The 21021-nt window shown below is 68.0% G+C and carries 26 protein-coding genes; 15 read left to right on the forward strand and 11 right to left on the reverse strand.

Annotated features, from left to right (window positions below):
• Positions 1-26: 26 nt before the first annotated feature.
• The 5 genes from pyk to ISP14_RS15760 form a co-directional block, all read right to left on the reverse strand.
• Positions 27-1499, reverse strand: a complete 1473-nt coding sequence (pyk, locus tag ISP14_RS15740) for a pyruvate kinase (RefSeq protein WP_404541612.1) — start codon at positions 1497-1499, stop codon at positions 27-29.
• Between the two features lie 72 nt (positions 1500-1571).
• Positions 1572-2393, reverse strand: coding sequence for a S1/P1 nuclease (locus ISP14_RS15745; RefSeq protein WP_404541614.1), 822 nt, complete (start codon positions 2391-2393; stop codon positions 1572-1574).
• Between the two features lie 57 nt (positions 2394-2450).
• Complete coding sequence (locus ISP14_RS15750) at positions 2451-2861, reverse strand: DUF6691 family protein (RefSeq protein WP_404541616.1); 411 nt, start codon at positions 2859-2861, stop codon at positions 2451-2453.
• Entirely contained in the window at positions 2858-3283 is a 426-nt protein-coding gene (locus ISP14_RS15755; protein WP_404541729.1) for a YeeE/YedE family protein, read from the reverse strand. The genes ISP14_RS15750 and ISP14_RS15755 overlap by 4 nt, the downstream gene beginning before the upstream one ends.
• Before the next feature lie 5 nt (positions 3284-3288).
• Entirely contained in the window at positions 3289-4167 is an 879-nt protein-coding gene (locus ISP14_RS15760) for an MBL fold metallo-hydrolase (protein WP_404541617.1), read from the reverse strand.
• Between the two features lie 78 nt (positions 4168-4245).
• On the opposite strand from ISP14_RS15760, the gene ISP14_RS15765 reads away from it, so the two are divergent.
• Entirely contained in the window at positions 4246-4572 is a 327-nt protein-coding gene (locus ISP14_RS15765; protein ID WP_404541618.1) for an ArsR/SmtB family transcription factor, read from the forward strand.
• Between the two features lie 90 nt (positions 4573-4662).
• Complete coding sequence (gap, locus tag ISP14_RS15770) at positions 4663-5664, forward strand: type I glyceraldehyde-3-phosphate dehydrogenase (RefSeq protein WP_404541620.1); 1002 nt, start codon at positions 4663-4665, stop codon at positions 5662-5664.
• Between the two features lie 73 nt (positions 5665-5737).
• Here gap and fdxA read toward each other — a convergent pair whose 3' ends face one another.
• Positions 5738-6061, reverse strand: coding sequence for a ferredoxin FdxA (gene fdxA, locus ISP14_RS15775; protein WP_404541622.1), 324 nt, complete (start codon positions 6059-6061; stop codon positions 5738-5740).
• Positions 6062-6241: 180 nt separating this feature from the next.
• Between fdxA and ccoN the strand changes: the two genes are divergently transcribed.
• The 8 genes from ccoN to ISP14_RS15815 are packed head-to-tail and all read left to right on the forward strand — an operon-like array spanning position 6242 to position 12473.
• Complete coding sequence (gene ccoN / locus ISP14_RS15780; RefSeq protein ID WP_404541623.1) at positions 6242-7708, forward strand: cytochrome-c oxidase, cbb3-type subunit I; 1467 nt, start codon at positions 6242-6244, stop codon at positions 7706-7708.
• A gap of 2 nt (positions 7709-7710) precedes the next feature.
• Positions 7711-8367: a cytochrome-c oxidase, cbb3-type subunit II gene (gene ccoO, locus ISP14_RS15785; protein ID WP_404541625.1), complete on the forward strand. Its 657-nt coding sequence runs from the start codon at positions 7711-7713 to the stop codon at positions 8365-8367.
• Positions 8364-8546: a cbb3-type cytochrome oxidase subunit 3 gene (locus ISP14_RS15790; protein ID WP_404541627.1), complete on the forward strand. Its 183-nt coding sequence runs from the start codon at positions 8364-8366 to the stop codon at positions 8544-8546. The genes ccoO and ISP14_RS15790 overlap by 4 nt, the downstream gene beginning before the upstream one ends.
• Entirely contained in the window at positions 8543-9454 is a 912-nt protein-coding gene (ccoP, locus tag ISP14_RS15795) for a cytochrome-c oxidase, cbb3-type subunit III (protein WP_404541630.1), read from the forward strand. The genes ISP14_RS15790 and ccoP overlap by 4 nt, the downstream gene beginning before the upstream one ends.
• The gene (locus ISP14_RS15800; RefSeq protein WP_404541632.1) at positions 9411-9659 is read left to right on the forward strand and encodes a hypothetical protein; all 249 of its coding nucleotides are present in this window, start codon (positions 9411-9413) and stop codon (positions 9657-9659) included. The genes ccoP and ISP14_RS15800 overlap by 44 nt, the downstream gene beginning before the upstream one ends.
• Positions 9656-11881, forward strand: a complete 2226-nt coding sequence (locus ISP14_RS15805) for a heavy metal translocating P-type ATPase (protein ID WP_404541634.1) — start codon at positions 9656-9658, stop codon at positions 11879-11881. The genes ISP14_RS15800 and ISP14_RS15805 overlap by 4 nt, the downstream gene beginning before the upstream one ends.
• On the forward strand, positions 11878-12066 hold the full coding sequence (gene ccoS, locus ISP14_RS15810) for a cbb3-type cytochrome oxidase assembly protein CcoS (protein ID WP_404541636.1): 189 nt from the start codon (positions 11878-11880) through the stop codon (positions 12064-12066). Before ISP14_RS15805 ends, ccoS begins: the two co-directional genes overlap by 4 nt.
• Positions 12063-12473, forward strand: a complete 411-nt coding sequence (locus ISP14_RS15815; RefSeq protein WP_404541637.1) for a group III truncated hemoglobin — start codon at positions 12063-12065, stop codon at positions 12471-12473. Before ccoS ends, ISP14_RS15815 begins: the two co-directional genes overlap by 4 nt.
• 88 nt (positions 12474-12561) lie before the next feature.
• On the opposite strand, the gene tpx is transcribed toward ISP14_RS15815, so the two are convergent.
• The 5 genes from tpx to ISP14_RS15840 form a co-directional block, all read right to left on the reverse strand.
• Positions 12562-13062 carry a thiol peroxidase gene (gene tpx / locus ISP14_RS15820; protein ID WP_404541639.1) on the reverse strand — a complete coding sequence of 167 codons (501 nt, stop codon included), beginning with the start codon at positions 13060-13062 and terminating at the stop codon, positions 12562-12564.
• Positions 13063-13093: 31 nt separating this feature from the next.
• Complete coding sequence (locus ISP14_RS15825) at positions 13094-13546, reverse strand: hypothetical protein (RefSeq protein WP_404541641.1); 453 nt, start codon at positions 13544-13546, stop codon at positions 13094-13096.
• A gap of 10 nt (positions 13547-13556) precedes the next feature.
• Entirely contained in the window at positions 13557-14801 is a 1245-nt protein-coding gene (locus ISP14_RS15830; protein ID WP_404541643.1) for an NnrS family protein, read from the reverse strand.
• A 77-nt stretch (positions 14802-14878) separates the two neighbouring features.
• Positions 14879-15640, reverse strand: a complete 762-nt coding sequence (locus ISP14_RS15835; protein WP_404541645.1) for a helix-turn-helix domain-containing protein — start codon at positions 15638-15640, stop codon at positions 14879-14881.
• 116 nt (positions 15641-15756) lie between these two features.
• On the reverse strand, positions 15757-16539 hold the full coding sequence (locus tag ISP14_RS15840) for a ferredoxin--NADP reductase (RefSeq protein ID WP_404541648.1): 783 nt from the start codon (positions 16537-16539) through the stop codon (positions 15757-15759).
• A gap of 204 nt (positions 16540-16743) precedes the next feature.
• On the opposite strand from ISP14_RS15840, the gene ISP14_RS15845 reads away from it, so the two are divergent.
• The 5 genes from ISP14_RS15845 (at position 16744) to ISP14_RS15865 (ending at position 20898) form a co-directional block, all read left to right on the forward strand.
• Positions 16744-17385 carry a TMEM175 family protein gene (locus tag ISP14_RS15845; protein WP_404541649.1) on the forward strand — a complete coding sequence of 214 codons (642 nt, stop codon included), beginning with the start codon at positions 16744-16746 and terminating at the stop codon, positions 17383-17385.
• Between the two features lie 41 nt (positions 17386-17426).
• Entirely contained in the window at positions 17427-18419 is a 993-nt protein-coding gene (dusA, locus tag ISP14_RS15850; RefSeq protein ID WP_404541652.1) for a tRNA dihydrouridine(20/20a) synthase DusA, read from the forward strand.
• Between the two features lie 82 nt (positions 18420-18501).
• Positions 18502-18828, forward strand: a complete 327-nt coding sequence (locus ISP14_RS15855) for a PepSY domain-containing protein (protein ID WP_404541654.1) — start codon at positions 18502-18504, stop codon at positions 18826-18828.
• Positions 18828-19520 carry a response regulator transcription factor gene (locus tag ISP14_RS15860; protein ID WP_367845376.1) on the forward strand — a complete coding sequence of 231 codons (693 nt, stop codon included), beginning with the start codon at positions 18828-18830 and terminating at the stop codon, positions 19518-19520. The genes ISP14_RS15855 and ISP14_RS15860 overlap by 1 nt, the downstream gene beginning before the upstream one ends.
• A complete protein-coding gene (locus ISP14_RS15865; RefSeq protein ID WP_404541731.1) occupies positions 19486-20898 on the forward strand; it encodes an ATP-binding protein in 1413 nt (470 codons plus the stop codon). The genes ISP14_RS15860 and ISP14_RS15865 overlap by 35 nt, the downstream gene beginning before the upstream one ends.
• The last annotated feature ends 123 nt before the right edge of the window (positions 20899-21021 follow it).

The following is a 21021-nucleotide window of genomic DNA, read 5'->3' on the forward strand; positions in this document are numbered from 1 at the left end:
TTCCTGGAACACCATGCCCGTGATGGTCAAAGGTCGCGCAAACTGTCCACCATACCGTCCGCGCCCACCTGCAGCAGTTTGAGCGTATTGGTGCCGCCGACATGGCCCACGCGGTCGCCGTAGGTGATGACCACGCTGTCGCCCTCGGCCAGCTTGCCCTGTGCGAACAGCAGATTCACCGCAGCACGGGTAGAGGCGGCCATGCTCTGGTTCTCGCCATGGCTGAATTCCACCGGCCGCACGTCGCGCAGCACCTGCATGCGACGCCGAGACGCCGCGAACGGCGACAGGCCGTAGATCGGCACCGCGCTGCGGTAACGCGACAGCCACTGCGCGGTGGCGCCGGACTCGGTGAGCGACACGATCGCGCGCACGCCGAGCTGGCCGGCCAGCACCATCGCGGCCAGCGCGATCGCCTGGTCGGCGCGATTGAGCCGGTGGCCGGCGTTGGCCAGATCTTCCTTCGGCTCGAACTGGCGCTCGGCGCCGAGGCAGATGCGCGCCATCGCAGCCACCGCCTTGTCCGGGTGCGCGCCCGCGGCGGTCTCCTCCGACAGCATCACCGCGTCGGTACCGTCGATCACCGCGTTCGCCACGTCCAGCACTTCGGCGCGGGTGGGGATCGGCGAGCGCACCATCGATTGCAGCATCTGCGTGGCGGTGATCACCGCGCGGTTGCGCTGCACGGTCTCGCGGATGATCTTCTTCTGCAGGCCCGGCAGCTCGGCGTCGCCGATCTCCACGCCGAGATCGCCGCGCGCCACCATCACCACGTCGGAGGCGTCGATGATCTCGCCCAGCACGGGGATCGCGTCGGCGCGCTCGATCTTGGAGACCAGCGCGGCGTTGCCACCGGCTTCGTGCAGCAAGCGGCGCGCCAGGTGCATGTCTTCGGCCGAGCGCACAAAGGAAACCGCGAGGAAATCCGCGCCGATCTCGGCAGCGAGCTTGATGTCGGCCTTGTCCTTGTCCGACAGCGCGGAGACGGAAAGTCCGCCACCCTGGCGATTGAGGCCCTTGCGGTCGGAAAGCTTGCCGCCCACCAGCACGGTGCAGCGGATCTCGGTGCCGGCCACCTCGTTCACGGTGAGCGCCACCAGGCCGTCGTCCAGCAGAAGCACGTCACCGGGATGCACATCGCGCGGCAAGCCGAGATAACTCACGCCCACGCGGCTGATGTCGCCGGGCGGCGCATCGGCGCGGCAATCCAGCACGAAAGGCTGGCCGACTTCGAGCTGGATCGGACCGTTCGCGAATTTTTCCACGCGAATCTTCGGGCCCTGCAGATCGGCGAGCACGCCCACCTCGCGGCCCGCCGCCGTCGCTGCGGCTTTTACTGCAGCGGCGCGGGCGCGGTGGTCGTCCGGCTGGCCGTGCGAAAGGTTGAGGCGAACGACATCGACGCCATTGGCGATGATCTGTTCGAGCATGCCCGGCGCGTCGGTGGCGGGGCCCAGGGTGGCAACGATCTTGGTGCGGCGCAGAGGAGTGTCAGTCATGCTGCCGAGGCTAACAGATGCGCGGCTCCGTGCCAGCCTGCATTCGTATGCAACGCGTCACGCAGGCGACGCTCACTGCGGGGTCAGCGCGAGGTTCAGTACTTCGGCCAGCCGGCGCCCGGCGATGCGCAACTGGTTTTCGGCCACCGGCAACTCGGCGTCGACATAGTCCTGGCCGACCTTGTGGCCGTCCGGATAGAAAGCGGGCGCGGCGGTGATGCGGCAGGATTCCTCCGCCCACTGCGCGTAGGGATCGTCCAGCGGCGCCACCGGCAGCGGCAGCGCCGCCGGGCCTTCGGCGTCGAGCTTCTGCGTATAGGCCTGCCAGTCGAGGCCGCGCGTCTTCAACATGCCCGAGTCCCACACCTTGTGCAGGTTGCTGCCCTTGCCGTCGAACTGCACCTGGTACTTGTTGCCGCCGAGATCGTCGCGGTAACCGTCGTGCAGCGGCTGGTGGAGGTCACCCATGAAATGCACCACGAAAACCAGCGCATCGCGACGCGCGCTGTCCGGCTGCGAACGGTCGCCGAGGATCGCCACGTAATGCTGCAGACCCGCCACGATGCACTCGCCATCGCGACAGTCGCGCGGCGGTACGTAATCGCAGGCCGGACCACCGCGGAAATTGATGTAGTGCAGCTTGCGCGTCTGCTGCCACAACGTCGCCTGCGCGGGGTTGTCCTGGATCTGGTCAGGCCAGCTGGCGACATCGGCCAGTCGGGTCGTGTGGTCCGCTGCCAGCAGGTGTTCCACCTCAGCCTCGGCAGCAGGACTCAAGTGGCGCTGCGCCAGCGCGGCAACGACGCTGTGGCCCAGCGGCCCCCAGGCCTGCGCGACGGGAATGGCGACGAGCATGGCCAGCGAAGCGGCAAGCAGACGGCGGGCAGACGGCATGGCTGGGGATCGCGAGCGGCAGATGGCCCGGCAGTGTGCCATAGCGCGCCGGGATCCTCATTCGCGCCGGACGCGCCCTGCCAGCCACCAGCCCAACAGCAGCGCCGGCAGCAGCCAGACAAGATCGGTGTTGCCCAGGCCCATGCCAGCCAATGCCGGGCCGGGGCAGTAGCCAGCCAAGCCCCAGCCGATGCCGAACACGGCAGCACCCGCCAGCAAGCGAGCATCGATGCGGCGCTTCGCAGGCAGGTGGAAACGATCGTCCAGCCACGGCCGCGCCTTTCGCGTCACCAGGCGCTGGCCGAACGCATAAGTCAGTGTCGCGCCGGCCATCACCAGCAGCAGGCTTGGATCCCACACACCGGCGATGTCGAGGAAGCCCAGCACCTTGTGCGGATTCGCCATGCCCGACCATGCCAGGCCTGCGCCGAACAGCAAGCCCGCCAGATACGCCATCCACGATTTCATCCCTGCCACCCCGGCAGCAGGTGGCGCCATGTGTAGACGCACAGCATCGCGGTCAGCATGAAGGTGAGTACCGCCGCCAGCGAGCGCAGCGAGAAACGCCCCAGCCCGCATACACCGTGGCCGCTGGTGCAGCCCGAGCCGATGCGCGTACCCACGCCCACCAGCAGGCCGGCCAGCGCGAGCTGCCATGGCGGCGCATGACTGGCCAGCGGCGCTCCACCCTCGCCCAGCATCCACAACGCCGCACCCGAAGGCAGGCCGAGCACGAAGGCGAGCCGCCATGCGATGTCGCCGCGACGCGGCGGCAACAGTGCGGCGGCGATGCCGCTGATGCCGGCGATGCGCCCCAGCGCAGCCAGCAGCAGCAGCGACGCCAAGCCGATCAGGACGCCTCCGCCCAGCGCGCTCCACGGCGTGAACACGGTGCTCATCGCGGCGCCTCGAGTGCGACCGCATCCAGCGGCAGCTTCAGGAAGCGCCGTCCTTCCCCATCGGCCGGCGGCAGTCCGCCAGCGCGGATGTTGACCTGCAGCGCCGGCCAGAACAGCCGCGGCGTCGCCAGCGTGGCATCCCGACGCTGGCGCAGTGCCACGAAATCCGCTTCGCTGGTGGCGGCAACGAGATGCACGTTGTGCTCACGCTGCTCGGGCAGCGGCACCATGCTGCGCGGCGCGGCGCCTTCGGCGGGATAGTCGTGGCACAGATACAGCCGCACCTCGTCCGGCAAGGCATACAGCCGGCGCACCGAGGCATGCAGCGCTGCAGCGCTTCCGCCGGGGAAATCGCAACGCGCGCTGCCCGCGGACGGCGAGAACAGCGTGTCGCCGATGAACACCGCATCGCCGATCCGGTAGCTCACGCTGTCGGCGGTATGGCCCGGAGTGGCCAGCACCTCCAGCGCCAGCTCTCCCAGCGGCAGCACGTCGCCATCGTGCAACAAGCGATCGAATGCCGAGCCATCGGCCGCAAACGAAGCATCCAGGTCCAAGCGCTGCTTGAATGCCGCTTGCACCTCGACGATGCCGGCGCCCGCTGCTACCGCAGCGCCCGTCTGCCCGCGCAGCCAGTCGGCAGCGGTGAGATGGTCGGCATGCGCGTGGGTTTCCAGGATCCACTTGAGGTCCAGCCCATGCGCATGAAGATGATCGAGCACGCCGCGCGCCGCCTGGGTACCGAGGCGGCCACTGACCGGATCGAAGTCCAGCACTGGGTCGATGACCGCCGCCGCCCTGGTCGCCGGATCGCCGACCACATGCGTCCAGGTGGAGGTTGGCGCGTGGAAGAAGGAAGCAATCTCGGCAGGCATCGGGCGGTTCTCCCAGGGTCGAATCCGACGCATAATATTAGATATTGCTAATTTAGCAAGTCATGACACAATGCCGCCATGAAGACCGCCACCGATCCGGCCCGCATGCGCGCGCATGCCGGCGACGCCAGTGAACTGCTGAAAGCACTGGCGAACGAACAGCGCCTGCTGATCCTGTGCCATCTGGCCGAGGGCGAGCTGACGGTGGGCGAATTGCTGGAGCGGCTGGAACTGGGGCAATCGGCACTGTCGCAGCATCTGGCCAGGCTGCGTGAGGCCGCGCTGGTGCAGACTCGCCGCGAAGCGCAGGCGGTGCATTACCGCCTTGCTGCCGGACCGGTGCAGGCACTGATGACCACCTTGCACGACATCTATTGCAGCAAACCGGCGCACGGCTCCCGCTAAGCAGGCAGCCGCGGCCCATTCCCGCTAAAATCGCGGTTTCCGGCCGCCGCGCGCGGCTATCTTTCCCGTCGTATTGGAGGACGCTGTCCCATGACCATCAAGGTCGGCATCAACGGCTTCGGCCGCATCGGTCGCAACGTGCTGCGTGCAGCGGTGCAGAACTTCGGCAAGGACATCCAGATCGTGGCGATCAACGATCTGCTGGAGCCGGACTATCTCGCCTACATGCTGAGCTACGACTCGGTGCACGGCCGTTTCAAGGGCGAAGTGTCGATCGAGAACGGCCAGCTGGTGGTCAACGGCAGCACGATCCGCCTCACCCAGGAGCGCGACCCCGCCAACCTGAAGTGGGACGCAGTGGGCGCCGACGTGGTGATCGAATCCACCGGCCTGTTCCTCGACAAGGCCAGCGCGCAGAAGCACCTCGATGCCGGCGCGAAAAAGGTGATCCTGTCCGCCCCGTCCAAGGACGACACGCCGATGTTCGTCTACGGCGTCAACGACAAGAGCTACAAGGGCGAGGCGATCATCTCCAACGCCAGCTGCACCACCAACTGCCTGGCGCCCATCGCCAAGGTGATGAACGACAAGTGGGGCATCAAGCGCGGCCTGATGACCACCGTGCACGCCGCCACCGCCACCCAGAAGACCGTGGACGGTCCGTCGAACAAGGACTGGCGCGGCGGTCGCGGCATCCTGGAAAACATCATCCCGTCGAGCACCGGCGCCGCGAAGGCAGTCGGCGTGGTGATCCCCGAGCTCAACAAGAAGCTCACCGGCATGAGCTTCCGCGTGCCGACCTCGGACGTCTCGGTGGTCGACCTCACCTGCGAGCTGGAGAAGCCCGCCACCTACGCCGAAATCTGCGCCGAGATGAAGGCACAGAGCGAGGGTGCGCTGAAGGGCGTGCTGGGCTATACCGAGGACAAGGTGGTCGCCACCGATTTCCGCGGCGAGACCTGCACCTCGGTGTTCGATGCCGAAGCCGGCATCGCGCTGGACAGCACCTTCGTGAAGCTGGTGAGCTGGTACGACAACGAGTGGGGCTATTCCAACAAGTGCCTGGAAATGGTGCGCGTGGTAGCCAAGTAAGGCGGCGATCCCTGGCCGCGCTGCTCAAACAAAAAAGCCCGCGCAAGCGGGCTTTTTTGTCCCCCCGTCTCCCCTAGCGTTTCAGCAGCGCCAGCTTGCCTGGCACACCATCCCACTTGCCGGCGTCTTCCATGGCCGGCCTCTTGCGCACCAGCACCGGCCACTCCCGCGCGAGCTCAGCATTGAGCGCGAGGAAACCTTCCTGCCCCGCCGGCACGTCGAGCTCGGGGAAGATCGCGCCCACCGGGCACTCCTCCACGCACAGCGTGCAGTCGATGCATTCGTCCGGGTCGATCACCAGGAAATTCGGCCCTTCGTGGAAGCAGTCCACCGGGCACACCTCGACGCAATCGGTGTGCTTGCAGTTGATGCAGTTCTCGGTGACGACGTGCGCCATCGGATATCGGCCTAGTCGGATTCTTCACGCCCGACCAGCATCATGCTTCGCGACGGCGACGGCCATGACCTGGATCAGGCTGCCGCCGCCAGGGGACAGATTGCCGCAGCCATCTGACCGCGGTCATCGCAGCGCATGCGCGCGCCCGCGAAAATGCCAGCACCAAACCTGGGGACGCCCATGCCCGCCACCGAGTACTACAACGACAAGGTCGTCCGCCAGTTCCTGCTGGCTGCTGCGGTCTGGGGCATCATCGGCATGTCGGTCGGCGTGTACATCGCCGCCGAGCTGATGTGGCCCGCGCTCAACTTCGACCTGCCCTGGATCACCTTCAGCCGCTTGCGTCCCGACCACACCTTCGGGGTGATCTTCGCCTTCGGCGGTTCGGCCCTGATGGGCACCTGCTACTACGTGGTACAGCGCACCGGCCATGCGCGGCTGGCCTTCAACCGGCTGGCCGGCTTCACCTTCTGGGGCTGGCAGATCGTCTGCGTGGCGGCCATGGTGTCGATGCCGCTGGGCCTTACCACCAGCAAGGAGTACGCCGAGCCGGAATGGTGGGTCGCGCTGTTCACCGCGGTAGTGTGGGTGAGCTTCGGCGTGGTGTTCTTCGGCTCGCTGGCGCGCCGGCGCATCAAGCACATCTACGTGGCGAATTGGTACTACGGCGCCTTCATCATCGCGGTGGGACTGCTGCACGTGGTCAACCACCTGTCGCTGCCGGTGTCCTGGACCAAGTCCTACCCGATCTATTCGGGCACGGTCGACGCGATGGTGGAGTGGTGGTACGGCCACAACGCAGTGGCGTTCTTCCTCACCGCCGGCTTCCTCGGGATGATGTATTACTTCGTGCCGCGCCAGGCGCAGCAGCCGCTGTGGAGCTATCGCTTCTCCATCGTCAATTTCTGGGCGCTGATCTCGGTCTACATGTGGGCCGGCTCGCACCACCTGATGTACACCGCCCTGCCCGACTGGGTGCAGTCGGTGGGCATGGCGTTCTCGCTGGTGCTGCTGATGCCGAGCTGGGGCTCGGCGGCGAACGGCCTGCTGACCTTCAACGGTTCCTGGCAGAAGGTGAAGAGCGACCCGGCGGTGAAATTCATGGTGATGGCGCTGGTGTTCTACGCCGCCGCCACCTTCGAAGGCTCGATGATGGCGATCAAGACGGTGAACTCGCTGTCGCATTACACCGACTGGACGATCGCCCACGTGCATTCCGGCTCGCTGGGCTGGGTGGCGATGATCACCATCGGCTCGCTGTACGCGATGGCGCCGCGCGCGCTGGGCCGCCCGGCGATGTACTCCGTGCGCGGCATGGACGTGCACTTCTGGCTGCATATGACCGGCACCTTGCTGTACATCGGCGCGATGTGGACCGCCGGCGTGACCGAGGGCGAGATGTGGCGCGCCACCCTGCCCGACGGCTCGCTGAAGTACGGCTTCCTGGACAGCCTGATTGCGATCAAGCCGATGTACCTGATCCGCTGGCTGGGCGGCGTGCTGATCCTGGCCGGCATGTGGGTGATGGCGTGGAATCTGTGGCACACCGCCGCCGACGCCCGCGCCCGCCTCATCAAGCCGATCCCGGTGCCGGTCCCGGAGCCCGAGCCTCACCAGATCCCGGCGCCGCTGCCGGTGGGGGGCTGACCATGACCTACAGGCATTTCGAAGCGATCGAGAAGCACGCCGGCCTGCTCGGCATCGGCATCGCGATCATGGTCTCGCTGGGCGGGCTCGCCGAGATCACCCCGCTGTTCGTCGAGGCGCATTCGCTCAAGGCGCCACCGAACGTGCATCCCTACGACCCGCTGCGGCTGGCCGGCAAAGACGTCTATGTGCGTGAGGGCTGCTACCTCTGCCACTCGCAGATGATCCGCGCGCTGCGCTTCGAGACCCAGCGCTACGGCCACTACTCCACCACCGAGGAGTCGGTCTACGACCGGCCGTTCCAGTGGGGTTCCAAGCGCACCGGCCCCGACCTCGCCCGCGTCGGCGGCAAGTATTCCGACGACTGGCAGCGCATGCACCTGATGAACCCGCGCAGCGTGGTGCCGCAGTCCAACATGCCCGGCTACCCGTGGCTGGCGAAGGCCGGCATCGACGGCGCCGACATCCAGGCGCGCATGCGCGTGCTGCGCAAGCTGGGCGACCCGTACAGCGATACCGATATCGCCGCCGCGCCCGACGCGGTAAAGGGCAAGACCGAGCTGGACGCGCTGATCGCCTACCTGCAGGGCCTGGGCATCAGGAACGAGCCCGTCGGCAGCGCCGACGCGGCGCCAGCCGGCGATGGAGGTGCGCCATGAGTCCGTTCTGGGGTCACCTCGCCGGCGTGATGATCGTGCTGATGATGCTGAGCTTCATCGGCATCTGGATCTGGGCCTGGCGCAAATACCACAAGCCGGCGTTCGACCGGATGGCGCAGTTGCCGATGCAGGATGAAGACCTGCCCACCGACGGCGCGACAGGGGAGAAGGCGCGATGAGCACCGGCTGGTCGTTGTGGGTGATGTTCCTGGTGGTGCTGAATCTCGGCATCACCTTCTTCCTGTTCCTGTGGGGACCGCGCGCGAAGATCCCTACCCAGCCCGACGGCACCAGCGGCCACGTGTGGGCGCATGGCGTGCTGCGCGAAGGTGTACGCAAGCTGCCGCTGTGGTGGGTGTTGCTCTCCGGTGCGATGTTCCTGAGCGGCTTCGTCTACCTGGCGCTGTTCCCCGGCTTCGGCAGCTTCAAGGGTGTGCTGGGCTGGACCTCGCACGGCCAGCTGGCCAACGAGCAGGCCGCCAACACGGCGAAGCTGGAGCCGCTGATGCAGCGTTTCGCGCTGTACCCGCCCGAACAGCTGGCCGGCGATCCCGCCGCGCAGCAGCTCGGCAAGGTACTGTTCGAGGACAACTGCGCGGCCTGCCACCAGCGCAGCGGCAAGGGCAACCAGCAGCTCGGCGCACCCGACCTCACCGACCAGGACTGGCTGTACGGCGGCAGCGGCAAGGACATCGCCACCTCGATCCACGACGGCCGCGCTGGCGTGATGCCGCCCTGGGCGAGCCTCGGCGAGCAGAACGTGAAGAACCTCGCCCAGTACGTCCTGAGCCTGTCCGGCTCGCCGCACGACGCGAAGATGGCGGCCGCCGCCGAACCGATCTTCAAGACCACCTGCGCGGCTTGCCACGGCCCCGACGGCAAGGGCAACCAGGCGCTGGGCGCCCCCAACCTCACCGACCACATCTGGCTGCACGGCGGCACGCTGGCCGATATCGAGACCAGCATCCACGATGGTCGCCAAGGCCACATGCCGGAGTGGGACAAGCGCCTCAGCGAGCAGCAGATCCACGTGCTGACAGCCTATGTCTACCATCTGTCGCATCCTGATGCCGGCGCCGCGGACTGAACCATCGCGGATCGAGGCCGACGGCCGCTGGTACCAGCAGCCGATCCTGTGGCTGGGCGTCGTCGTGTTCGTCGCCTCGCTGGCCGGCTGCGCGTGGATTATCGTGGCCAGCGCGCGCAGCGCCGACACGCCACTGGAAACTGCGCACACGGTGTTCGGCGTACCCGCCAGCGCGCACAGCAGCCACGCCGCCAGCGCGCCATGAACGCCGATGCCGTCTGGGGCCACCCGCTGCTGCTCGCCCAGGTGCTGCGGCCACGCCGCGACGGCCGCAGCGAAGTGGCGCTGCGCGTCGACGCGCTGGGCGAACCGCGCCGCGCGCTCGCGCTGGAACAGGCGATCCGCGCCCTGCCCGGCGTCGAGCGCGTAGCCATCCTCCCCGCCGCCCGCCGCCTGCGCGTGGTGTGGGATGGGCGCCGGCTCTCGCTGGATACCCTGGTCGAGCGCTGCGCCGCGCTGCAATGCCCGGCCCAGCCACTACCGCACGACGATGCCGACGACACGCGTGCCGCCGAACTGCACGATGTGCTGAAACGCCTGCTCGTCGCCGGCATGTGCATGATGCAGGTGATGGCCTATGCGCTGGTGATCTACATCGGCGCGGTCGATTTCGTGGATTTCACCACCCGCGGCCTGTTCCGCTGGCTGGGCTTCCTCACCACGATCCCGCTGGTGGCCTATTCCGCGCGGCCGTTCTTCGTCGGCGCCATGCGCGAGCTGCGCGAACGCCGGCTCGGCATCCATTTGCCGGTGGCGCTGGCGGTGGCGCTGGTGTTCATCGCCAGCGCTTGCAACACGCTGCGCGGCAGCGGCGAGATCTACTTCGATTCGGTGAGCATGTTCGTGTTCCTGCTGTTGGCCGCGCGCTACGTTGAGCTGCGCGCGCGCCAGCACGGCAATGCGCTGGGCGACGCCGTGCTCGACGCGGCCCCGCTACTCGCACAGCGACTCGGCGACGGCGGCGCGCTGGAAACCGTGCCCGCGCTGGCGCTGCGCGTCGGCGACCGCGTGCACATCGCCGAAGGTGCCAGCGTGCCCGCCGACGGCGTGCTGGAGGTCGATGCGGCGCGGCTGGACGAAGCCCTGCTCACCGGCGAATCGCGCCCGGTGCAACGCTACCGCGGCGAACGCCTGGTGGCCGGCAGCGTGTTGCTGGACGGCCCGGCCACGCTACGCGTGGAATGCAGCGGTGAAGCCACCGCCATGGCACGCATCGGGTCGCTGGCCGCCCGGGCACGCCAGGCACGCAGCTTCGCGACGGCCAGCGACCGCGATATCGCCCGCTTCGTGGCGCGCGTGTTGCTGCTCACCACGCTCACCGCACTCGGCTGGCTGCTGGTCGATCCCGCGCGCGCCTTCGATGCCGCGCTCGCCGTGCTGGTGGTGGCCTGCCCCTGCGCCTTCGCGCTCACCGCACCGGCGGCCTTCACCCGTGCCTTGGCCGTGCTGGCGCGCCACGGTGTGCTGGTCACCGACAGTGCCGCGCTGGACCGGCTGGCGCGTGTCGATACTGCACTGTTCGACAAGACCGGCACGCTTGGCGTGCCGCGGCTGGAACTCGCCGGCATCGAACCGCTGCGCGGCGATACCCGCGAGGAAGTCCTGGCGCTGGCTGCCGCGCTGGCTCGCGAAAGCTCGCATCCATTGGCCCGGGCACTCGCCGATGCCGCCAACCAGCATGTCCCGATGCGGCAGGCCGAACAGGTGCAAGCCGTCGCCGGCGCCGGCCTGCGCGGCACGGTCGCCGGACACGCGCTGCGACTCGGTCGCGCCGATTTCGCGCTGGACCGCGCACCGGCTCCCGAACAGCAGCACGACGCCTTGCTGCTGGCCGACGCCGATGGTGTCATCGCCGCCTTTCGCCTCACCGAGCGACCGCGCCACGACGCGCAAGCCACCCTAGAGGCGCTGCGCCGCGACGGCATCGCGCTGAGCATCGCCAGCGGCGACGCGGCCGGACGCGTAGCGGCACTGGCCAGTACGCTCGGCATCGCCGACTGGCGCGCGCGCCAGAGTCCGGATGACAAGCTGACCCGGCTGCACCAACTGCACGCCGAGGGCCGCGTGGTGCTCGCGGTGGGTGACGGCAGCAACGACGCCCCTATCCTCGCCGCCGCCGATGTTTCCGCCGCGCTGGCCGGTGGCGCCGGCCTGGCCCAGGCGCAGGCCGACCTGCTGCTTCTGCACGATCGCCTGGGCGGACTCGCCCGCGCCCGCGCCGTCGCGATCGAGCTGCGGCGCATCGTGGCGCAGGGCCGGCACGGGTCGCTGGTCTACAATCTATGCGCAGTACCGTTCGCCGCCCTCGGCTTCGTGCCGCCATGGCTGGCCGGCATCGGCATGTCGCTCAGTTCGCTGGCCGTGGTACTGAACGCGCTGCGCGCCGGTCGCGACGACGGCGGACCGCGACAGGAGCTGCGCGCATGAACATCCTGCTGGTGCTTATCCCGGTCACCGCCCTGGTCGTGGCGGTGGGCGTGGCGCTGTTCTTCTGGGCAGTGAACCACCAGCAGTTCGACGACCTCGACACCCCCGGCGTCCTGCCGCTGCTGGACGAACCCGCACCGGATGCGACGCCGGACCCGGCCGAAGACAAGACAAGCAAGCCATGAGTACGCTCGACGAAACCCGCATCGCCACCCTGGTCGAACGCTTCTACGACAAAGTACGCGCAGACGCCTCCATCGGCCCGATCTTCAATGCCGCCGTGCATGACTGGCCGGAACACAAGGACTTGCTCACACGCTTCTGGTGCTCGGTGGCGCTGGGCGCGCAAAGCTATCGCGGCAACCCGATGGCCGTGCACCGCGGCCAGCCTTCGATCCGCGCCGTGCACTTCGCGCGCTGGCTGGAGCTGTGGCACGAAACCACGAACGAGGTGCTGGACGAAGACGATGCCGCACGGATGCAGGACTACGCCGACCGTATCGGCCGCAGCTTGCGCATGGGCATGGGGCTGCCCGAACGGCTGGACGTGCGGCCGCTGGGCATCCCCATAGTCGGCGTCGGTCGCTGCTAAGTCGCGCGCCTGGCAGCGCCAGACACAACAAAGCCCGCCGGGCAGCCGGCGGGCTTTGTTGTGTCAGATGGCTCGCGTGGCTAGCCGATCAGCCCAGCGCCTTCAGCGCCGCGTCGTAGTTCGGCTCGTGGGTGATCTCGTCCACCAGCTCGGCATGGATCACTTTGTCGTGCGCATCCAGCACCACCACGGAGCGGGCGGCCAGTCCGGCCAGCGGACCGTCGGCGATCGCCACGCCGTAGTCGCGCAGGAACTCGCGTCCGCGCATCAGCGACAGCATCTGCACGTTCTGGATGCCCTCGGCGCCGCAGAAGCGGCCCTGCGCGAACGGCAGGTCGGCCGAGATGCACAGCACCACGGTGTTGTCGAGCGTCGACGCCAGCTCGTTGAAGCGGCGCACCGAGGTGGCGCACACGCCGGTGTCCACGCTGGGGAAGATGTTCAGCACCTTGCGCTTGCCGGCATGGTTGGCCAGCGTGGCTTCGGACAGGTCACCGCCGACCAGGCGGAACGCCGGCGCCTGGCTGCCGGGCGCCGGGAAGCTGCCGTCGACGCGTACCGGTTGACCCTTGAAATGGACTGTGGACATGGCGCACCTCGCGATGGGGGAAAGACAGGGCCTACAAGTAGAACATGGTCTTGGCCAGAAAGACGATGGCTGCCATCAGCACCAGCACGATGCGGTGCGTATGGCGGAAGCGGCAGGCATTCATGCGCCCGCGCGCGCCAACCCACACCGCATTGACGAACACCCCCAGCACGCCGAACGCCAGGATCGCCTTGGCCAGCAGGAACCCGCCGAAGCGCGTACCGCCGATGCAGCGGATGCCGTCGCAACGCAGGTCGAACAGCAGACCGCCGCTGAGGAACAGCAGCAGCACCACGAACGGCATGTAGCGACGCACCCGCGTCATCACCGTAGCCTCGATCTGTTGCATCGTGGCGACATCGAAGCGCCGGTGCAGCGCCTCCAGCGCGAACACCTCGAATGCCACCGCCCCCACGAACACGATGGCGCAGGCCAGATGCAGCAGCACGATCCACGGGTAATACTGCGCGATCAGGTCCTGCACGGGTGGGTGCTCAGCCCGGCCTGCCGTCTGCGCGTGGCGTGAGATAGATCCACGCCGAACGCAGCACCCACGGCAGGAAAGCCAGCAGCCAGGCCGCGCCCGCGATCACCAGCCACAGGTAGCGGTCGCCGCCCAGTTCGGCGCGGATGCGCAGCAGCGCCACCCCTTGCAACAGCACGAAGCACAGCCACGGTACCGGATGCATCTGCAACGGTCGTCCGGAATGACCATGGGTGACGCGCGTCACCATCGCCACCAGCATCGAGCCGAAGAAGCCGATCGCCAACGCGTGCAGCGGCGCCAGCCCCAGCACCTGTTTGCCGCGGATGACGAGCGCGAGGTCCTGCACGGAGAACAGCACGAAGGCCATCGGCAACCAGGCGAACGCGATATGCAGCACGGCGAGCAGGCCTGGCTGCAGGCAACGCCACGGCTTCCACATCAGCACATGCAGACCGAATAGCACGGCCAGCGGCAGGTCGCACAGCCACAGCCATTGCGGCAGGCCGGTCCAGTCCAGCCACAGATGCGCCAGCAGCAGCGACCACGCCACCGGCAGGCTCCACGCCGGCCGCCACATCGCGTAACCGGCCACCCTGTTCTTGCTGAAGAACGGCAGCATGCGATGGCACACCGTGAAGTACACCGGCAGCAGGAAGCCGAAGGTACCCAGCTTCACCGCCAGCCAGCCCAACGCCACCGGTAGCCCGGGGGCGAACAGCCAGGCAGTGAAGACCGCCAGCCCAAGCGTGCCCATGCAGAGCGCCGCCAGACAGGACCAGCCATGCCAGTTGCGGTCCGTCGCTGTGCGGAGCACCCCGGCCAATGTGCCTGTGCCCAGCAAATGACCGGCCAGCATCGCCACCAGGCCGAGCTTGAGTAGCGCCGGCATGCCGAGCAGGCCCAGCGTGCCCAGCACGTAGCCGCCCAGCACACCGCCGGCCACCGGCAGGTAGCGCCGTGGCGACACTTCCGGCCCGTTCATCCAGCGCGGAAAGGTGGTCATCAGGAAGCCGAACATGAAGAGCGGGAACAGCCCGTACTGGATCAGCACGGCATGTCCCCATACCGGCGGCACCGTGGGTTGCGGCCAGCGCACCCAGCCGAAGCGCAGCGAGGCCAGTTCCAGCGTCCACCAGGCCATGGCGAGCAGCACCGCCACGGTGCCGGCGAGGAACAGCGGCCGATGCGGCGCCGCCGCCAGCAGGGCGGCGGGATCGTCGGCGATGGCGGGTGAAGTCGACGCGGTGGACATAAGCACCTGGCACGGTATCCGTCCGCCATGCTGGCAGGGCGATGCCGCGAGGGCCCTGATCTGGATCAGTTCCCGGCTTACTCCGGCAGCAGACTGGCGCCGAGTTTGCGCAGCCCATCCATGTCGAGCAGTACCAGTTCGCGCCCTTCCAGCGCGATCAGTCCCTGCCCGCGGAAACGCCCCAACACGCGGCTCACGGTCTCAGCGGCCAGCCGCAGGTAGTTCGCGATATCGGCGCGCGACATGCTGAGGTGGAAGCGCGCGGCGGGCAGACCGCGCACCGCGTAGCGCGTGGAGAGGTCGACCAGGAACGCGGCCATGCGTTCGTCCGCGCTGTGATCCCCGGCCAGCAGCGACACCGCGCCGAGCTCCTTGCTGATCAGCCGGAACAGATGCTGCTGCACCGCCGGCTGGCGCGCAGCGAGCGCGCTCATCGCGGGGAACGAGAAGCGGCAGAACTGGGTGTCTTCCAGCGCCACCGCATCGCAGGGGAAATGCTCGGGATAGATCGCGTTGAGCCCCACCACCTCGCCTGGCAGGTAGAAACCCAATACCTGCTCGTTGCCGTCGCGATCGAACAGCCGCGTCTTCACCGAGCCGTTGCGCACCGCGTAGATCGCACGGAACGGATCGCCGGTGCGGAACACGTGCTCGCCCGCGCGGAACGTTCCCACGTGCTCGACCAGGCAGTGCAGCTCCATCAGCTCCGGCTTGCCGTAGCCGACCGCGATGCAGGCCTCGGCGAACGCGCAACTGGAACAGAAGCGTGTGGTGTCGCCGTCATCGGCGACCGGGCGGGCGACCAGATGCAAACGTCCTGTCGGATGGCTGGATGGCATGGCGTGTCGCACCGCGGATATTCGGCCTGTAGCGAATGTCCGCATGATACGCGCCGCTCCGGCTGGCCGCGGGTTTCTGCGACGATGCGTCGCTGCCGCCGCCAGCGGGCTGCCGGCTATTTCTCCACGAAAGCCCGCTCGATCACGTAGTCGCCTGGTTCGCGGGTGCGCGGCGAGGCGTGGAAGCCGCGGCCGTCGAGCAGGGCGCAGAGGTCGTCCAGCATCGCCGGGCTGCCGCACAGCATCACGCGGTCGGTTTCCGGATTGAGCGGCGGCAGGCCAGTGACCTCGCTCATCGCGCCATCGGCGATCGCATCCGTGATGCGGCCGCGGTTGCGGAACGGTTCGCGCGTCACCGTGGGGTAGTAAATCAGCTTCTCGCGCACCAGCTCGCCCAGATACTCGTGCTGCGGCAGTTCGTGTTCGAGGTAATGCGCGTAGGCAAGGTCGTCGACGTGGCGCACGCCGTGGGCCAGCACGATCTTCTCGTAGCGCTCGTAGGTGTCCGGGTCGCGGATGATGCTCATGAACGGCGCCAGGCCGGTGCCGGTGCCGGTGCCGAGCAGGTAGAGATGCTTGCCGGGCTTGAGGTCGGCGAGCACCAGGGTGCCAGTGGGCTTGCGCGTGACGATCAGCGGGTCGCCCGGCTTGAGGTGCTGCAGGCGCGAGGTGAGCGGGCCGTTCGCCACCTTGATCGAGAAGAATTCCAGGTGCTCCTCCCAGCTTGCGCTGGCGATCGAGTAGGCGCGCATCAGCGGCCGGCCCTCGCTCTCCAGCCCGATCATCACGAACTGCCCGCTGTCGAAGCGGAAGCCGGGATCGCGCGTAGTGCGGAAGGAGAACAGCGTGTCGTTCCAGTGCTGCACGTCGATCACGTGCTCGGTCGCCATGGCTACCATCGATGTCGTCTCGCATGCCGGTCGGGGAAGCGCGCCGCCTGGCGCGGCGGCGCGGGACTCGCGTGGGACGGCAAGAGGCCGGTGAACCTGGCGAGTGGCCACGCGTGGGGTCGCAGCCGTGGCGGTCATTTTACGCGATCCCGGCCATCGCTGCCCACGGCGTTCTCCGGCATCATGCATGCAGTCCTGAGGAGGGGAGCGAAGATGGAACCGAACGCCGCACCAGCCGTGCGCGAGCACCATGTCCACCAGCGTCATTTCGACCGGCTGGTGATGCTGTCCGACGGCGTGTTCGCCATCGCGATGACCTTGTCGGCGGTGGAACTGCGCCCGGAGGCGAAGCCGGGCCAGACCCTGCTGCAGGTCTGGGGCATGCCCTTGACGACCTATTTCCTCACCTTCTTCATCATCGGCATGGTGTGGCTGCAGCACCGCCGCGCGCTGGCGCAGCTGCGGCGCGCCGACAATACGCTGACCCTGATCACCATGGTCTTGCTGAGCATGATCGCGTTGATGCCCGTGGTGATCCGCACCATGGTCACCGGCGAAAGTGGCGTGGATTCGACCAGCGGCTTCGTGATCTATGCGCTTTCGCTGCTGGTGGTCAATCTCTGCCTTGCGGCGGGCTGGGGTTACGCGGCCTTCATCGGCCACCTGGTGCCGGATATGCCGAGACCGAAGGCCTGGAGCTGGCTGATGCACAACCTGTTCGTCGCGCTGGTGTGGGCGGCCATCGCCTGCTGGTTCCTGCATCTCATGTGGATGGTGGTGCTGGCGGCGGCACTGGCGCTGGCCGCGCGCATCGCCTCTGCCCGCCTGGGCCGCCGCGAGCCCGTTCCGGGCTGAAACTCCACAGAGGCGCCGCGATCCGGGACAATGGCGGCCTGATGAACACCGTTGCCCCCCTTGCCTCCGCCGAATCCTGGCGCCTGTCCGTCGCCCCGATGATGGACTGGACCGACCGGCATTGCCGCTACTTCCATCGCCTGTTGTCGCCGCACGCGAGGCTGTACACCGAAATGGTGACCAGCGCGGCGCTGGTGCGCGGGCGCCAGCTGCGCCTGCTCGAACACAGCCACGAGGAACACCCGGTGGCACTGCAGCTGGGCGGCAGCGAGCCCACCGAGCTGGCCGAGGCGGCGCGGCTGGGCGCAGTGGCAGGCTACGACGAGATCAACCTCAACGTGGGCTGCCCTTCCGATCGCGTGCAATCCGGCCGCTTCGGCGCCTGCCTGATGTACGAGCCGGCACTGGTGGCCGATTGCGTGAAGGCGATGCGCGACGCGGTGACCGTGCCGGTGACCGTGAAATGCCGCATCGGCGTGGACGAGCAGGACGAATACGCCGACCTGCAGCGCTTCACCGAGATCATGCTGGAAGCCGGCGTCGAAGTGCTGGTGGTGCACGCGCGCAAGGCCTGGCTCAAGGGCCTGTCGCCGAAGGAAAACCGCGAGATCCCGCCGCTGGACTACCCGCGCGTGCACCGGCTGAAGCGCGAATTCCCGCAGCTGGTGGTCGCCATCAACGGCGGCATCACCACGGTGGAACAAGTGCAGGCCCAACTGGCCGAACTGGACGGCGTGATGCTGGGCCGCGCCGCTTACCACGACCCGTACATCCTCGCCCGGCTTGAACACGCGCTCTACGGCACGCCCCTGCCCGGCCGCAGGGAGGTGCTGCTGCGCCTGCGCCCCTACATCGAAGCCGAGCTGAAACGCGGCACCGCGCTCAAGCACATCACCCGGCATCTGCTGGGCCTGTACCAGGGCGAGCCGGGCGCGCGCGGCTTCCGCCGCGTGCTCAGCGAGGGCGCGCACCTGCCGGGCGCGGGCTGGGCGCTGATCGAGCAGGCGATGGCGCCGCTGGCGGCGGCCGCGTGACAGCGGCGGTCCGTCCGGTCACTATTCAGCCCTGCTTGCCCAAACTGAACGACCAGAGACATACCGTGGTCGAAGCATTCCGATGAAAGCCTGCCGAATCCTCCCGTTGCTCGCGTCGCTGACGCTGGCGCTGGGCGCGAGCCCCGCGGCGTCGGCGCAGGCCAAATCGACCGATCTCAGCCTCGGCGAGGCGGTGACCCGGGCCCAGCAGGAAACCAATGGCCAGGTACTGTCGGCCGAATCGCGGCATTTTGACCGCCGCACCGAGTACCGCATCAAGGTGCTCACGCCGCAAGGCCACGTGCGGGTGATGACGATACGCGCCACCGGCAACGACACTATGCGGCAACCTTCCCCGTCACCCAGAAACCCGCCCGGCCGGCGCGCCGGAGGCAAGGAGAGACACTGATGCGCATCCTCTTGGTGGAAGACGAGGCCCCGCTGCGCGAGACGCTCGCGGCGCGGCTGAAGCGCGACGGCTTCGCCGTCGACGCGGCACAAGACGGCGAGGAGGCGCTTTACCTCGGCCGCGAAGTGCCATTCGACCTCGCCATCATCGACCTGGGCCTGCCCAAGATGTCCGGCATGGATCTGATCAAGGCACTGCGCGAGCACGGCCAGCGCTATCCGGTGCTGATCCTCACCGCGCGCGGCGGCTGGCAGGACAAGGTCGAGGGCCTCAAGCAAGGCGCCGACGACTACCTGGTCAAGCCGTTTCACGTCGAGGAGCTGCTGGCCCGCATCAACGCGCTGGTGCGCCGCGCCAGCGGCTGGTCCAAGCCGGTGCTGGCCTGCGGCCCGATCAAGCTGGACACCACCGCGCAGACCGTGACGGTGGAAGACAAGATCGTCGACCTCACCAGCTACGAGTACAAAGTGCTGGAATACCTGATGCTGCATGCCGGCGAGCTGGTCTCCAAGGCCGACCTCACCGAGCACATCTACCAGCAGGACTTCGACCGCGACTCCAACGTGCTGGAAGTCTTCATCGGCCGCCTGCGCCGCAAGCTGGACCCGGAAGGCGCCCTCAAGCCCATCGAGACCGTGCGTGGACGTGGATACCGCTTTGCCATCCCCCGCACCGACGGCGACGACGAGTGAACCCGCGCCGCGCCGCCCGCTATCGCTGGCGGCGCGCTCGGCGGTCACCACCGGCTTCGTACTGGCCGCCTTCCTCGGCCTGGTCGGCGTGGTCATGTCCGTGGCCAAGCAACAGACCGCGCTGAACACCCTTCAGGACCAGCTGCGCGACGCCGCCGTCACCGACATCGTCACCCACATCGACATCAACCGCGACGGCCGCCTGCTGCCGCCCGATTCGCCGCCGCAGAAGTTCTCGCAGCCCGGCTCCGGACTCTACGCGGTGATCCTCGGGCCGGGCGGCTACCACTGGGAATCCACCTCGGCGGTCGGCCACGATTTCAGTTTTCTCAAGCCGTTGCCGGTGGGCAAGGACCAGTTCGCCGGTCCGGTCGACACCCGCATGGGCCGGCTCTACTACTACGCCAGGGGCGTGAGCTTCGACTCGCTGGACGGCAGAAAGTCGACGCCCGCCACCATCATGGTGGCGCAGACCGAGCAGCAGCTCGAAGGTGAGAACGCGGTCTACCGGCGCACTCTGGCAGTGTGGCTGTCGGTGCTGGGCGTGATGCTGATCGTGCTGCAGCTGCTGTTGCTGCGCTGGAGCCTCACCCCGCTGCGCAAGGTAGCCAGCGACATGAGCCGGGTCGAACGCGGCGACAGCGACCACCTGGACAGCCAGTATCCGCTGGAACTGACCGGCCTCACCGAGCGCATCAACGCCTTCATCAACAGCGAGCGCGAGCAACGCACGCGCTACCGCCACACCCTGGCCGACCTCGCGCACAGCCTGAAGACACCGCTGGCGGTGATCCGCTCGCAGCTGGAGTCGGCCAGCGACGAACCTACCCGGCGCGGCGTGCTCGACCAGGTGCGCCGCATGGACGAACTGGTCGCCTACCAGCTGGCGCGCGCCGCCACCTCGGGTCGCCAGACCTTCGCTGCCGCCGTCCCGATCGCCAGCCATGCCGAGGACCTGGTGCAGGGCCTGGAGAAGGTCTACGCCGCCAAGAACGTGCTGTGCGAGTTCGACATCGAAGACGGCGCCTCCTTCCACGGCGAGCTCAACGACCTGCTCGAACTGATGGGCAACCTGCTGGAGAACGCGTTCAAGTGGACGCGCCACCACGTGCTGCTGGTGGTGCAGAAGCAGCCCCAGGTGGGCCGCGCCCGCCCCGGCCTGCTGCTCAGCGTGGAAGACGACGGCCCCGGCATCGCCGCGGACAAGATCGAGAAGGTGCTGCAGCGCGGCGTGCGCGGCGACGAACGCGTGCAAGGCCACGGCATCGGCTTGTCCATCGTGCAGGACATCGTGCGCGCCTACCGCGGCGAACTGTCGGTGGATCGCTCGCCCGACCTGGGCGGCGCGCGTTTCAGCGTCAAGCTGCCGCCGGAATGAGAAGCCGCGACGCGGCAGGCAGGCTTGTGTCGGGCGAGCTCGTCCTACCGGCGAACCGCAGGGCGATGCGCACCTGATCGGCGGAAACGGACACGCGGACGCGACCGCCGGAACGACGGTCGC

This window comes from Dyella agri (assembly GCF_044904705.1).
In the GTDB taxonomy this organism is placed as follows: domain Bacteria; phylum Pseudomonadota; class Gammaproteobacteria; order Xanthomonadales; family Rhodanobacteraceae; genus Rhodanobacter_A; species Rhodanobacter_A agri.